16 protein-coding genes and 1 pseudogene are annotated in these 14,297 nt (G+C 37.7%); 2 read left to right on the top strand and 15 right to left on the bottom strand.

Annotation, left to right across the window (positions count from 1 at the left end):
• Window positions 1-9: 9 nt before the first annotated feature.
• The 10 genes from CYK55_RS02400 to CYK55_RS02355 all read right to left on the bottom strand — a co-directional run bounded on the left by CYK55_RS02400 (window position 10) and on the right by CYK55_RS02355 (window position 7,307).
• Window positions 10-762, bottom strand: a complete 753-nt coding sequence (locus tag CYK55_RS02400; protein ID WP_034690038.1) for an ABC transporter ATP-binding protein — start codon at window positions 760-762, stop codon at window positions 10-12.
• On the bottom strand, window positions 755-1,132 hold the full coding sequence (locus tag CYK55_RS02395; RefSeq protein WP_034690037.1) for a YxeA family protein: 378 nt from the start codon (window positions 1,130-1,132) through the stop codon (window positions 755-757). The genes CYK55_RS02400 and CYK55_RS02395 overlap by 8 nt, the downstream gene beginning before the upstream one ends.
• Window positions 1,133-1,344: 212 nt before the next feature.
• Window positions 1,345-2,154, bottom strand: coding sequence for an SPFH domain-containing protein (locus tag CYK55_RS02390; protein WP_126133880.1), 810 nt, complete (start codon window positions 2,152-2,154; stop codon window positions 1,345-1,347).
• Window positions 2,155-2,238: 84 nt separating this feature from the next.
• Entirely contained in the window at window positions 2,239-2,730 is a 492-nt protein-coding gene (locus CYK55_RS02385) for a DUF5348 domain-containing protein (RefSeq protein ID WP_034690033.1), read from the bottom strand.
• A 195-nt stretch (window positions 2,731-2,925) separates the two neighbouring features.
• Entirely contained in the window at window positions 2,926-3,789 is an 864-nt protein-coding gene (locus CYK55_RS02380; protein WP_235186374.1) for a DUF4097 family beta strand repeat-containing protein, read from the bottom strand.
• Between the two features lie 3 nt (window positions 3,790-3,792).
• Complete coding sequence (locus CYK55_RS02375; RefSeq protein WP_034690030.1) at window positions 3,793-4,407, bottom strand: DUF1700 domain-containing protein; 615 nt, start codon at window positions 4,405-4,407, stop codon at window positions 3,793-3,795.
• Window positions 4,400-4,717 carry a PadR family transcriptional regulator gene (locus CYK55_RS02370; protein ID WP_010736371.1) on the bottom strand — a complete coding sequence of 106 codons (318 nt, stop codon included), beginning with the start codon at window positions 4,715-4,717 and terminating at the stop codon, window positions 4,400-4,402. The genes CYK55_RS02375 and CYK55_RS02370 overlap by 8 nt, the downstream gene beginning before the upstream one ends.
• 392 nt (window positions 4,718-5,109) lie before the next feature.
• Window positions 5,110-5,403 carry a hypothetical protein gene (locus CYK55_RS02365; RefSeq protein ID WP_126133879.1) on the bottom strand — a complete coding sequence of 98 codons (294 nt, stop codon included), beginning with the start codon at window positions 5,401-5,403 and terminating at the stop codon, window positions 5,110-5,112.
• A gap of 171 nt (window positions 5,404-5,574) precedes the next feature.
• Window positions 5,575-6,639, bottom strand: coding sequence for a sensor histidine kinase (locus CYK55_RS02360; protein WP_034690027.1), 1,065 nt, complete (start codon window positions 6,637-6,639; stop codon window positions 5,575-5,577).
• Entirely contained in the window at window positions 6,639-7,307 is a 669-nt protein-coding gene (locus CYK55_RS02355; RefSeq protein ID WP_034690026.1) for a response regulator transcription factor, read from the bottom strand. The genes CYK55_RS02360 and CYK55_RS02355 overlap by 1 nt, the downstream gene beginning before the upstream one ends.
• Window positions 7,308-7,452: 145 nt before the next feature.
• On the opposite strand from CYK55_RS02355, the gene CYK55_RS02350 reads away from it, so the two are divergent.
• Window positions 7,453-9,789: an ABC transporter ATP-binding protein/permease gene (locus CYK55_RS02350; RefSeq protein ID WP_126133878.1), complete on the top strand. Its 2,337-nt coding sequence runs from the start codon at window positions 7,453-7,455 to the stop codon at window positions 9,787-9,789.
• A gap of 142 nt (window positions 9,790-9,931) precedes the next feature.
• Here the strand turns inward: CYK55_RS02350 and CYK55_RS02345 are convergent, their stop codons facing one another.
• The 4 genes and pseudogenes from CYK55_RS02345 to CYK55_RS02330 all read right to left on the bottom strand — a co-directional run bounded on the left by CYK55_RS02345 (window position 9,932) and on the right by CYK55_RS02330 (window position 12,928).
• The gene (locus CYK55_RS02345) at window positions 9,932-10,282 is read right to left on the bottom strand and encodes a type II toxin-antitoxin system PemK/MazF family toxin (protein ID WP_126133877.1); all 351 of its coding nucleotides are present in this window, start codon (window positions 10,280-10,282) and stop codon (window positions 9,932-9,934) included.
• A pseudogene (locus CYK55_RS02340) lies at window positions 10,276-10,536 on the bottom strand (AbrB/MazE/SpoVT family DNA-binding domain-containing protein). Before CYK55_RS02340 ends, CYK55_RS02345 begins: the two are co-directional and overlap by 7 nt.
• A 215-nt stretch (window positions 10,537-10,751) precedes the next feature.
• Window positions 10,752-11,459, bottom strand: coding sequence for a DUF4811 domain-containing protein (locus tag CYK55_RS02335; protein ID WP_034690077.1), 708 nt, complete (start codon window positions 11,457-11,459; stop codon window positions 10,752-10,754).
• Window positions 11,456-12,928, bottom strand: a complete 1,473-nt coding sequence (locus CYK55_RS02330) for an MDR family MFS transporter (protein WP_126133876.1) — start codon at window positions 12,926-12,928, stop codon at window positions 11,456-11,458. The genes CYK55_RS02335 and CYK55_RS02330 overlap by 4 nt, the downstream gene beginning before the upstream one ends.
• Before the next feature lie 134 nt (window positions 12,929-13,062).
• Here CYK55_RS02330 and CYK55_RS02325 point away from each other — a divergent pair, with 134 nt between their 5' ends.
• Window positions 13,063-13,530, top strand: coding sequence for a MerR family transcriptional regulator (locus tag CYK55_RS02325; RefSeq protein ID WP_034690080.1), 468 nt, complete (start codon window positions 13,063-13,065; stop codon window positions 13,528-13,530).
• Window positions 13,531-13,719: 189 nt separating this feature from the next.
• On the opposite strand, the gene CYK55_RS02320 is transcribed toward CYK55_RS02325, so the two are convergent.
• Window positions 13,720-14,268 (bottom strand): PadR family transcriptional regulator, encoded by a 549-nt coding sequence (locus tag CYK55_RS02320; RefSeq protein WP_010736381.1) that lies wholly within the window; start codon window positions 14,266-14,268, stop codon window positions 13,720-13,722.
• Window positions 14,269-14,297: the final 29 nt, after the last annotated feature.

Below are 14,297 nucleotides of genomic sequence, written 5' to 3'. Positions count from 1 at the left end.
GTTTCCCCCTTACTGTTCTAGATTACCTAGAATCGTTAATATTTGACGATAAAAGTCTGGACGGCTTTGTTCTCCGCGTTTAACTTCCTGATGGATCACGCCATCTTTAATAAACAAGATTCGTTGACAGTAACTTGCTGAAAAAGCGTCATGTGTCACCAACAGAATCGAAACCTTATCATTTGTATTCAATTCTTCCATCGTATCTAATAGGTCTTTCGCACTTTTTGAATCCAACGCACCAGTTGGTTCATCCCCTAATAGAATCGTTGGTTGCGTAACTAGTGCCCGGGCTGCTGCTACCCGTTGTTTTTGTCCACCTGAGATTTTCGCTGGATAGCTGTCCAAGATATGAGTGATTGACAAACGTTCAGCGACTGCATTGACTTTTTTCTTGATTTCTTTTGGTTTCACGCCTTGTAAAGAAAGCGGAACTGCAATATTTTCTTGTGCAGTCAAGTTTTCTAAAAGATTAAAATCTTGGAAAATAAAGCCGATTTCTTTTGCTCGAAAATCGGCTAACTGATTTCCTTTCAACTTCGTGACATCTGCTTGGTTGATATGGATCGTGCCACTTGTTGGTTTATCTAATGTTGATAAGATATTCAATAAGGTTGATTTACCTGATCCAGAAGCCCCCATGATGCCAATGAATTCACCTTTTTCTACACTAAAACTGATACCATTCAAGGCTTGTGTCTGTTTCTCATTACTTTTTCCGTAAACTTTTGTTACATTATTGATTTCTACGATTTTATCCATTATTGACCGTTCCTTTACTTAATTTTTCTTGTGCTGCTGACGGAATATCTTTTGCCTGTACTTCTTCATACGACGTCACGCCTTTGTTTTTATTCCAAGTTACTTTCAAAAATGCATCTTTTCTTAATGGTCGCTCTTGAGAGCCGTTGAAATCCATTATTTTTTCTTTACCTTCTTTATTAAACCCCGGTAGTTCATAACGATAACTAATGATCTCTTGTCCACCGTCAGCGCGATCCACCTGTTTCTCACCATCCGTTGTGATTTGAACATAGTAGCTTTCACCACCCATGATCAAATGATCTGCTAAACGGTAGCCACCAAAAGCGATGATGATAAATGCTCCCAACCCAATCAATAATTTTTTCATTGTGACTCCTTCTTTCCTGTTCTGATAAATTAAGTATAGTCAAGTATCCGTGAAAATTCCTTTCTTTTTACTATCAAACCTCTTTCATTATTGTCATATGTTTCCAAAAAAAAAGAAATCTGGAAGTGTAAATCACTCCAAATTTCTTTTTATTGATTCAAACCGATATTCGTTGGATAAACGCTCCATTGGCGGATGCTTTCCTCATTCAGCTATTTTCCTTTGTTATTGCCCGTATTGATCACTGGTTGTGTGCCTTTATCCGTAATAATCGATACAAGTAGATTGTTGATCAACTGGATCTTTCGATCATCGGTAAAGGTCATATCCTGACCTGCTTCGATTTGTTCCAGAGCCATTTGTGTCATCGTCACTGCGCCTTCAACGATGGTTTGACGGGCAGATAAAATGGCCTTAGCTTGTTGTCGTTGCAACATCGCACTGGCAATTTCTGTTGCATAAGCCAGGTGATTCAATCTCGTCTCTAAAACTTCGACCCCCGCCACCGATAAACGTTCTTGTAATTCCTTTGCCAATTCATCTGAAATCGCAGTGGTATTTCCACGTAAAGTAAGATCATCCTCGTTGAATGTGTCATATGGATATTGACTGGCGATATGACGAATGGCGGTTTCACTTTGGATTTCAACAAATTGATGATAGTTTGCTACATCAAAAAGCGCCTTAGCTGTATCTACTACTTTAAAAACGACGACAGCGGAAATCTCGATTGGATTTCCATCTAAGTCATTGACCTTCAACAGCGAACTATTGAAGTTTCGAACTTTTAACGACAAGTTGATTTTTTGTGCAAAAGGAATCGTTAAGAAAAACCCGCTCTCACGAATCGTTCCGATGTATTGCCCAAAAAAGACGATGGCCTTTGCTTGATTGGGGCTGACTACTGTCAGTCCGCTGATTGCTAAGAAAACCAGCAACCACAAGAAAATCCCAACAATTGAAAAGCCAACTAAAAATCGAGCAACCCCTATGAAAAATAGTAAGATTCCTACGACAAACATTAGAAGAATAATAAATAGCCCGATATAGCCATTGATAGTGAAAGCCTTTTTTCTTTCATTTACTCACTCCTAATTTTTTTGGTTCTATTCTGTTTTTTTACGAATCCTTGCCATGGCTCCTTCTAGTTCCAATTCTTTGTCTTCCGTGATATACCAACCGTTTTCGTGTACACCACCTGATGCTTCTGGCAAATATTCTAATCGTGTACGGACCCACTGTTTCGTTTCAGTAAAATAGTCTTCCACTAAGATCTCTAGGTCCATACCGGCGGATAATTCAAGATTCTCACGAACCGACTTGAAGACAAATCGCTCACTTGCTTGATCGTATTTTAAAATACCCGTATCAATGATTGGCAGTGAATAATAATCTAATTCTTTTTTCACTTTCAATAGATGTTTGAACATTTCGTTGTACACTTGTTCAAGTTGTCGACCTTCGGAGTTATTTGGATATTGGATCGTTACCCTTTCTTTGTCTGTATCATAATACTTGGTACTCAGTTCTGTTAAAAAATGATGCAATTTCCCTAATTCACTTTTCAATTCTTCCCGCTTGATTTCCTCTGTTTTCATTCAATATTCACCCTATTTTCCCCATATATGTACGTTTTTCCCTTTCCTTATTCTACTATATTATTGAATGATAGGCGATGATATTTCATGTAAAATAAATAAAAAAGCGTATAATTCCTTATTCCATAAAGAATTATACGCTTCTTCAACTATTTATTCGTTATTTTGAAAAAGACAGTCTTGACTGTTCAACGATTAATCATACTCTCCATAATCTTTATCATCCATCGGAGGCTCTTCATAATCTTCATTCGTCAAGTTCACTTGACTATTATAAGCAGTTACTTTGAGATCTTTGTTTCCTTGATTGTACGTCTTGGTTGTCAAAGATTCATAATTTTTGTTGATATAAGAATCCCCTTCTAGGGTCACAGCTAGTCCTTGCTCTTGGTTGTTATAAAAATCAACACTACTATTATGAAGTGTGACTTCGCCTTTGATTGATTTTTCGTTATCGTTAAAAATGATACTGCCATCACTTGTAGCTAATTTGACTTTATCTATCGAAAACTCCTGTAAATCTAGTGAGCCCATTTGATTTTCAACAGTAAGAAGTTCCCCACTTACTTCATTGATCGACGTCCAAGTATTGGCTAAATTCAAGTTGATATTCTTACTACTAAATTCATCTAAAAACAATTCATTGTTTTTTCCTTCAATCACTAATTCTTTTAAGGAAATGGTTTTAGGGATCGTGATTTTCAACATCGAACGTGTGTCTGTCACATTGATCATCACTGCCGGTGTTTGACCATCAGCTGAAATATCCAATGTGTGATCTTCCAGATTGATTTTTGGTTTTTGCGCTTTGTCATGAGACGTTTCAACCTCAAAGTTCACGCCTCGTTGGATCATGATATTTTGGTGATCTGCTCGTACAACGATTTTTTCAATTTTTTCAGACGAAAAATCTTTTATTTCACGAGTCATTTCTATGATTCTTGGACCACCTTCCCAAGTCAGACTCGTTTGGGCACCAGAGGCATAACTTAATCCTGCCGTCAAGCCACCAATGATCATCAGTCCTAAACCTATCCCCAAGATATATTTTAATTTCATTTTTTACACCCCACTATTCGTCGTATGAATCGCTCGTTTCGTAATAAACCGGCGTCCTACCCACTTGACAAAGTTCATCATCATTTGGAATAACCATTTAGTTCCTTTTAACAGTAATGGTGCAAAGAAGACAGCCCCTCCCGTGGCAAGTAACCCTAATCCTACAAAGAACAACCCACTAGCAATCGATTGTTGCAAGACAGCAACACCTGAAATAATCGAAAATAAACCAGCTCCTAAAATACTGATACATACGACATAGATTCCAATGATCACGCCAATTAAGCCAATCAGAATACCAAAAATCGCTAGAATAAAAGCTAATGCCAAAGGAATCAATAAAGGTGATGCACACAACCCGATAACGATCATCCAAATCAAACGGATTTTCCGTTTAGGACTTTGGCTGTATTCTGATTCATCGTCGTCTTGTTCCGAGTAATAATTGATTTTCAGTTTCAGGGCAAATTGCTTTGGTGAGCCATATTCATCCACGACTTCTTCTACTGTTTTGCCAGAATCCAAGAAGTATTCTTCATAATACTGAATAATATCAAAGCGATCATCTTCAGGTATTTCTTGAAGTTCGTCCAACACATCATTTAAATATTCATTCATTCGTATTCTCCTCCAGTAATCGGTTTAAGGAATCTCGAAACACGATCCATTTATCAATGATTTCTTCTAAATGTTGACGTCCTTTCGGAGTTAAGCGGTAATATCGGCGATTTCTACCTTCGAATGGTTCGTCGTATGTTTCTAAGTATTCTTCTTTTTTTAATCTGCGTAAAACAGGATACATCGTTGATTCACTGACAGATAAACTTTCTTGGACGATTTTCGTTAATGCGTAACCGTACATGTCTTCTCTGCTCAAAGCCGCTAAAACTGTACCATCGAGTAAAACTGTTGGGACTTGGATATGCATTACTTCACCTTCTTTATAGTTTGCAATATTTTATATTCACCAATATTATATCATGTATAATATTGTTTGCAAGTAAAATTCACAATCATACCCACTAATTACTTGAATATTCGCGAAAATAACGCTGAGTATCATAAACCTCTACTGACAAAAAAGGAACAAAGACCGTAATAATTTCTGGTCTTTGTTCCTTTTGAATACTTTTTTATTCTCCTCTTACCTACAACAATGCAAACACAATAAAACTTAGCATAAAGCCTAGAAAAACTGCAAGTAAGAGACGGATCAATTCTTTTTTATTTCTACTCAACCACGTTTCATTCATTGTTTGTTCCACTCCATTCTAAAGTGATCGCTTGCTAATTTGGATAGACAGAGGTGACATGATTGTATTACTGTGCATGTTTATTGGCAGCAGAAACAGCTGTTCCAGAAAAGAGATGCCACTCACTATTATAGCCACAGGTGTGGCATTTCCAGTAATAGCCGATGCCACGATCGGTTTGTTTTTCATCCTCTGCACTTGCATTTGCCACAAGTGTACTTAAGACCGTATCCTGTTTCAATAATGCCACGGGAGTATCATGAGAATGAGTTGTTTCCTCTGCAATGACTATGGGATTGGCTCCACTTAGCCCAACACTTAACGTCAAAAGTCCGAGCAATAAACCGACTTGTTTTTTCATTTTCTATCATTCCTCTGCTCTCTTATGTACGACATGACTTCGTACACTTTTCCATCTTTATATGACTTGAAAAGAAGACTCATGATCGATTTAATCTAACGCGTTGTTTTTTTCTTTATTTTTGTTGATTTATGGCTCCCATAGCTCATTAACTGTTCATTTCCCTGAATCTTATTCCACCGGATAAGTTAGCGACGTGTTTTCTTTGTCTAATTGGATGACGACAGTCGTACCTACTTTTGGGATACTGTTATAACTAATTTTTCCATGATGCAATTCCACGATTTTTTTGACTAATGACAAGCCCAGCCCGTTCCCAGAAAATTGACGACTGGATTCCCCTTGATAAAATTTCTCAAAGAGTCGTGCTTGTGTTTCTTGATCCATACCCACGCCAGAATCTGTCACTTCAACGATCACTTGAGTGGCATTTTGTGTTAGGCGAATCTTGATTTTCCCTTGTGGTTGATTGTACTTGATGGCATTGTCCATGAGATTCAGCCAGACTTGATATAGAAATTCTTCATTACCGACAAAGTTGACACTTTCCAGATCGATCTCCAGTTGAAGGTGTTCTTGCTCCCATTTAGGTTGTAAAAAAACAATCACTTCACGGATCTGTTCATCTAAACAAAAAGGGCGCTTTTCTAATTTGATTCGCTGGTTTTCTAATTTATTCAATTTCAGTGTGTTCTCTGTCAATTGCGAAAGCTGAGTGATGCTCTCAATGATCCGTTGCAAGAAAATCTGCTTTTCTTCTTCTGAAATGTTAGGTGCTTGCAATAATTGGACGTATCCTTGGATCGTGGCAAGAGGGGTCTTAAATTCATGAGAAACATTGGAAACAAAGTCATTTCGTAACGTTTCGATACTACTCAATTCTTGGACCATCACGTTGAAATCTTTATATAGTTGCTGCACCTCTTCGACTTTTTGTTGCTCATCCATCCGAATCGAAAAATCGCCAGTTGCTACTTTACTCATATTGGTTCGTAAATCACTGATCGGCAGCAAGATCCGACGACCGACAAAGATCGAGATCCCTGTGCCCACCATCATACTAAATCCTGCAAAAACGACTAAAGGAACCCATGTCGCTTGTTGCTCTGCAGCGGGGACTGTTTTGTGTGACAGTAAGAAAATAAAACCTAAGAAACATAACAAAGTAACTAAAATGGAAAGAAACACAATGCAAGCAAAATAAATCCATAATTGGGAAAAGATTTTTTTACGCATCAAATCACCGCCTTATAGCCTAAGCCACGAACTGTTATGATCTGAAAATCATCATTTTCAATAAAACGCGTGCGTAATCGTTTGATATGCACATCGATCGTCCGTTCTTCCGTATTGGTATCCAACCCCCATATATCATCCATTAATTGTTGTCGTGTAAAAATCTTATTTGGATAAGAAAGTAGTTTGTACAATAATTGAAATTCTTTTTGTGGAAGTAAGATGGCTTGATCCTGCTTGATCACTTCATACGTTTCTTGGTTCAAGCTAGTGTGTCCAATGTTCAATTGGTGGCTATGATTGATTTTTGCTCGCCGTAACAAGGCCTCTACCCGCAACACCATTTCATTGACATCTACTGGTTTCGTCATATAGTCATCCGTTCCTAGTTGAAATCCCTTCTTTTTATCTTCAAAATCTGCTTTCGCTGTGATGATCAACATAGGTGTTTCTACGTGACTGCTTCGTAAAGTTTCCAACAGTTCATACCCATCCATCACAGGCATCATAATATCTGTGATGATCACATCCACTTGAGTACTCTCTAATTGCTTCAAAGCTTCGGTCCCATTTGCGACTGCGAAAACCAAAAAACCAGCGCGTTCTAAAACGGATTGATAAAGTTGTTGCAAACGCTCATCATCTTCTACTAGTAATATTCGATTCATCATTTCTCCTCATACAATTATTTGAAAAATTTCAGTTTTTTTTCTGATTGTTCATATTCAGTTAACATTCATTCATTATACTACGTTCATTGTTCTGTTATACTTATTAGTATAACGAATATTTCAAATGGAAAGAAGGGTGACAATGTTACAATTAAAAGAGATAAAGAAATATTATAAAGTTGGTGAAACAACGACAAAAGCATTAGACGGCGTATCCGTCGCTTTTAGAAAAAAAGAATTTGTAGCTATTCTAGGTCCTAGTGGTTCTGGTAAAACAACTATGCTGAACGTGATCGGCGGCTTGGATAATTATGACTCTGGCGATATGATCATCAACGGAAAGTCCACAAAAGATTTTAAAGATAGCGATTGGGATGCTTACCGTAATAATTCCATCGGTTTTGTTTTCCAAAGTTATAACTTGATCGGTCATTTAGGGATCATTGAAAATGTTGAGCTTGGCATGACATTAAGTGGTGTCTCTAGAGATGAGAAACGGAAAAAAGCCGAGGAATCATTGCGTCGCGTTGGCTTGACCGACCACATGCACAAAAAACCCAATCAATTATCTGGGGGCCAAATGCAACGTGTCGCAATTGCACGTGCTTTAGCCAATGATCCTGACATCCTTTTATGTGATGAGCCAACCGGTGCTTTAGATACAGAAACAAGTGTCCAAATCATGAAGTTGATCGAAGAACTATCCAATGAAAAACTAGTGATCATGGTCACACATAACCCTGAGTTGGCACATGAATATGCCGATCGGATCATTGAGTTTTCAGATGGAAAAATCGTTTCTGATTCTAACCCACATATCGAACGTCCAAAAGATGATCAATTTAATCTACGTCGGACAAAGATGAGCTTTTGGACCGCATTAAAATTATCTTTCAATAATATTCGCACAAAAAAAGGCCGGACATTTTTGACTTCCTTTGCTTCAAGTATCGGGATTATTGGGATTGCGATCGTATTAGCCCTATCTACAGGATTCCAAAAACAAATTGATCAAACACAGTCAGAAACGATGGCTCGTTTTCCAATCACGATTTCCAGAGTCACCACTAGCCCTCCTTCTGAATCGGATGGCTTGAGTTCCAACACAGCCGAATATCCAGACACAAAAACTGTTACGGCAAAAATCAGCGATGAAGACCGTGCACAACATACGAATAATATCGACCAAGAATATGTTGATTATGTAACGAGTATCGATCCTGATTTAAGTAATAATATTGGTTTTACCCGCACGACTGGTATTAATTTGTTAAGAGATGTTGACGGCGAAGTACAGCCTGTTAGCTTTTCGAATCAAAACCCAGATTCTGAATCACTGTCCTTCTCAAGTGCCATGTCTTCCATGACTGGCGTAGGTGTTTCTAGTTTCCCAACACAACTAGACGACCAAAAAGACAATTTCTTAGAATCAAATTACTCATTGCTTTCTGGTAGTTATCCGAACTCTGCAAATGATGTCGTATTGATCGTGGATGGCAATAATAATACCAACATCAATGCGTTGAAAAATTTAGGCTTTGATGTGAAAGACGGCGAAACGCTTGATTTTGACAAAATCGTCGAAACGACTTTCAAATTAGTGAACAATGATACGTACTATACAAAATTACCGACAGGAAACTTCATTCCTAATACGGATTACCAAGCAATGTACGACGATGCAACAAGAGAAGTTAAGATTTCTGGTATTTTGCGTGTCAAATCTTCTTCTACGATGAATCTATTATCTCCTGGTATTGCTTACAGCGACCAATTGACAACAGAAATCGTCAATGAAAACAAAGATTCTGAAATTGTTCAAGCACAAAAAGATAGTGATATGAACGTATTGACGACCGAAAAAGTAGATGACTCAGCAAAACAAACATTGATCAGCTACTTAGGTGGAGATAGCTTACCTTCAAGCATCATGATCTATCCAAATAATTTTGGCGATAAAGAAGAGATTCTAAACTATTTAGATGAATTCAACAAAGGAAAATCAGATGAAGATAAAATCATCTATTCTGATTTAGCTGGAACGATGACCGAATTGACTGGTGGATTGATGGATGCCATCACGTATGTCCTGATTGCTTTTGCTGGTATTTCACTCGTTACCAGCATGATCATGATCAGCATCATCACTTATACTTCTGTGATCGAGCGGACGAAGGAAATCGGTGTCTTGAAAGCATTAGGTGCGCGTAAGAAAGATATCACACGAGTATTCGATGCTGAGACTTGTATCTTAGGGATTTCTTCTGGTTTACTAGGGGTCCTGATTGCTTGGCTAGCGACTTTCCCAATCAATAGTCTCTTGTACAATATGACTGATTTAGAAAATGTTGCTCAACTAAATCCTGTACACGCCTTGATTCTGATTGTTGTATCAACGATCTTAACGATGTTAGGCGGACACATCCCAGCTCGTATGGCAGCGAAGAAAGATGCAGCGATTGCTTTGAGAGCAGAATAATAACAAGTATTTATAAAAAAACACGTTTGATTTTGAGGATCTTTGTCAAAATCAAACGTGTTTTTTTTATCGTTCAATACATCTTATCTGATATACAAATGTCGTAGTATAGTTATTGACCAAACCAGAAAAAATTCTTTATTCAATTGTTTACTTTTTGAAATATCAGCTTTGTCTTCTGTAACAACTCATCGACTAACCTTTTATGCGCTTTTTCTAGGAAAACAAATTGTCTTGCTTCATGATCAATTGTTGTTAATTGATCTAACAATACTTTTCCTACAGTCTTCATTCCATAAGAAGAACGAATAGGTACATCCAACGGATAGCTTCTATTGGTAGTTGAAATGGGTGCAACAGTTACAACATTACTATTTTCTGCAATAATATCGTGACTCAAAACAATATATGGACGTTTTCCTGTTTGTTCATATCCAGATCTAGGCACTGTATTTAATAATAAAATGACCCCTTGTCTAGGGGTTCTCACCATTTTTCATTTCCTCCTACCTCACCTAGATCCTGTAGATCTACATGAGCCCTTTTTTTGTAGTTTGCAAACAATTGCTCAATTGTCCATTCATTTTCTGGAGTAGCCGCTTCGAGGATCAAACATTTTTTCCCATTCTTCTCTTCTTATATGATTTTCACTTTATCTTCTGTATGGATTTCAAGGTATTCCATAATGTATTTTGGCAATCTAAGACCATTACTGTTTCTCCATTTTTTTATTGGTAACATCTCCATTATAAACGACCTCCTCTATGTATATACATAATTATCTTTAGTGGTGATTTTCTTATTCGTATTTCATTTCCTCCTTTCTTTTAGGAACTTGCTGTCTATACTCTTTAAATACGTATAAATGTAATTTATCTTTATTCCTTTTTCCATAAAAAAATAGTGGACAAAGTATGTTGTCGAATACTTCATCCACTATTTTTGTCATATTATTAAACTATTTACTTCTTCACTTCTGCGACTAATTTTGCCAATGCTTGTTTTTGATAAGCTGTCGCTAAGTCTTTTGATACTTGTTGTTGTTCTTCTTGAGACATCGCTGGATTTTGGGCAATGGCTTTCATCAAGCCTTCTTTTACAACCTTTTGTGCATCGGCTTCCATCGTGCTTTTTTGTTCTTTGACACGTTTTGCCAACTCAGAAGCTTGGTCAGTACTTAATTCGATCCAATCCGCGGGAAGTTTGAACGTATTGACCCGGCGTTCATATTCATGGTTATTATCCGCTAAGTTGAACCAGAATTTGTATTGGTCATTTTTATAAACCCAATAAGTTGTTTCACTGACTTTTTCTGCTTTTCCGTCCGTTTGTTCGACCTTATTTGTTTCATTTTTTGTGCCAGTTGCTTTTGGTTCTTTTTGCTTGTCATCTGTTCGATATAAGTAGACTTTTTCTGTCCCATCTCCTAGTGACTGATAAAGCAACATATTTACTTCTGACTGATCCGCACTGGAAACGAGCGGAGTCGTTTTTGTTTCTGTCACTTCTTCCATCCCAAAATGATTCGTGATATTTCCTACGATCAGTCCTAACGAGAGAACAAACAGTAAGCCAAAGACGAGTGAAAGAAATGTTTGCCACATTTTTTTGGCAAAAACATTTGTCAAAGCAAAGGCAATGACACTGGCAATCAATACGAAAATAATCATGCGTTATCCCCCACTTCCATCACTACTGGTTCTTTTCTTTTTAAGAAGAAAGCAATCGCAAAGCCGATCAAGCCGAATATGATTGCGACAAAGAAAGCTGCATGGTAACCAGATAAAGTCGCGTTGATTGCTTGATCTTTATAGGCTAAAGGTGTACTTTTCAACACAGCATCAGTTGGTAGATTGTCTTTCGTAACATTCGTCAACACACTGATCAAAATCGCAGTTCCGATTGAACTTGCAATTTGGCGGAAGGTATTGTTCACTGCTGTTCCGTGACTGATCAAGTGGTTAGGTAAAGCATTCATTCCTGATGTTGTCACCGGCATCATGACCATCGAGATCCCAAACATTCGGATCGCATAAAGAATGACGATATACAAAACAGGTGTCGTTTCAGTCAAGAAGGCAAAAGGTGCTGTAGCTGCTGTTAGGATGAACATCCCAACAATCGCAAGACGTTTTGCCCCGTGTTTGTCAAAGATCGCACCAGTGATTGGCATCATTGCTCCCATGATCAATGCACCCGGAAGCAACATCAAACCTGAGTGGAATGCCGATTCTCCACGAATATTTTGAATATATAAGGGAACGACCATTTCTGCTCCGACCATCGCCATATTCGTTACGCCTGCTAGGATCGCTGCAATCGTAAAGGTTGGTGACTTAAAAACACGCAACTCTAAGAATGGATGTTCTAAATGTAATTGCCGCCAAGCAAATGCGACGATGAAAATCACACCAACAATCAAAAAGCTGATTACCTTCGTACTTCCCCAACCGGCGTCTCCTACGCTTGAGAATCCATAAAGTAAACTACCAAATCCAATCGTTGAAAGAATAGCAGAGAAAATATCGATACTTGGATTGGACAAAGGAATCACACTCTTCATCAAAAAGAATGCAAGTACTAAAACAAGAACGACGATGGGAATAACCATTCCAAATAAATCGCGCCAATGATAGTTATCAATGATATAGCCAGATAATGTTGGGCCTAATGCTGGGGCTAATCCGATAACGATCCCAGACATTCCCATAGCCGAACCTCTTTTTTCTGGTGGGAAGATCGATAGCATGATATTTTGCAATAATGGCATAGATACCCCTACACCACACGCTTGGATTAATCGTCCAATCAATAGTGTACTAAAATTAGGAGCAGTAAAACAGGTGATCGTCCCAATCAAAAAAATCGTCATAGCAGACAGATATAATTTTCTAGAACTGAACTTATTGATCAACCAAGCAGTAATCGGAATCATGATCCCGTTCACTAGTAAAAAGCCTGTTGTCAACCATTGCACATCAGAAGCTGAAATATCAAAAGCTTTCATCAATGCTGGAAAAGCAGTTGTCAATAAGGTCTGATTCAAGACTGTACAAAATGTCCCAATCAATAACACAACAACTAATAGTGTACGATTATATGGTTTTCCGTAAATATCTACGGGTTGATTCTTACTCATATGTCTCCTTCTTTCTGAATGTTTTCTGAAATCACTAAGATACTTTATTCCTATTTTTGCCTTTTGTCAACCTACTTGACACAATAGTCAACAAAAGTATAATTAAGGGAACAACCAACAAAGGAGTGTGACGAATGGTGGGGGCTTCACTTAAACAATTATTGGAAAATGACCATTTATTAGTAGGTATTAGTGAATTGAGTGAGATTGTCGGAGTTTCACCACGACAATTGAGATACTGGGAACAAAAAGGCTTTATCCAATCCGTTACTGCTGACGCAAATTGTTCAAGAAAATACCGATTACCGACAGTGGTCAAAGTGGAGATCATCAAGAAATTTTTAGATGAAGGGTACACGTTGACCAAAGCCGCTGAAAAAGCTCAGGAACGTTTAAACAAAATGCACCATGTCCGAAAAGTCTTCTCAAAATCCATCAAAGACATTCAATTGATTGATGAACGTTATACACTCCTTTTAATTGGCGACTTCAATGATCTGGAACAGCTATGCATTATTCATGACGAAGAAACGGATGAACTTTCTTATAAGATCCTTCCAGCAGATGAAACGATCGATCCTAAAAAAGTACTGAAAAAATAAGAAAAGAGCGCAGATTGATTTTTTTACTCCATTAGAGCTTGTAGCCGACATGTTATAGTTAAATAAAAAAACCACCACGAGGTCGGGACAGAAGTGTTCAGCCTCGAGAAATAGGCGCCAACCACGAAAATTGTTTTTCAAATTTTTGTGATTGGCGCCTTTTTAAGCTGTTTGTCATAAACTTTCCATTTATTTTCTTATTTCTTGTTCCAATACTTGTGTCAACCAGTTGATATATTCGGTTTCTCGATTGATTGCGTGAGACAAGATCAGATAATGGCCATAATTTTCATGTTGATCTTTTTCTGTCGGGAAAATCACTTGTTGTCGGGCGAATAAATGCTGTCTTTTTTCTTCATGAAGCTCCTTTTGCTGTTCAAGAATCTCGATCCATGTTGGATCATTGATATCTTTCACAAAATAAAGTTTCAAGACAAATTCGTCTCGATTGACTGGAAGTTCATTTGGTGAGGTATGGATCCATTCGTTTAACAAAACACGTCCTTCTTCAGTCAGCTGATAAATTTTCTTTTCTAGCTTGACTCCAGTGATCCCTACTTCATGTTTGATGATTCCTAGTTCTTCCATTTTGGCCAGTTCAGGATAAATCTGACTATGCTTTGCCTGCCAGAATTCACCGATTTCATTTTTGAATGCCTGATTCAATTCATACCCCGTTTGATTTTTTTTGCTCAGTAATCCCAGTAATATATAGCGTAATGTGTTTTTTCTAGCCATCAAAATTTCCTCCTTGACATTCTCTCAAA

Origin of the sequence: Enterococcus mundtii (genome assembly GCF_003957375.1) — a bacterium.
Lineage (GTDB): Bacteria > Bacillota > Bacilli > Lactobacillales > Enterococcaceae > Enterococcus_B > Enterococcus_B spodopteracolus.
Note: the sequence above shows the minus strand (reverse complement) of the source record. Positions and strands in the feature narration are given on the sequence as shown.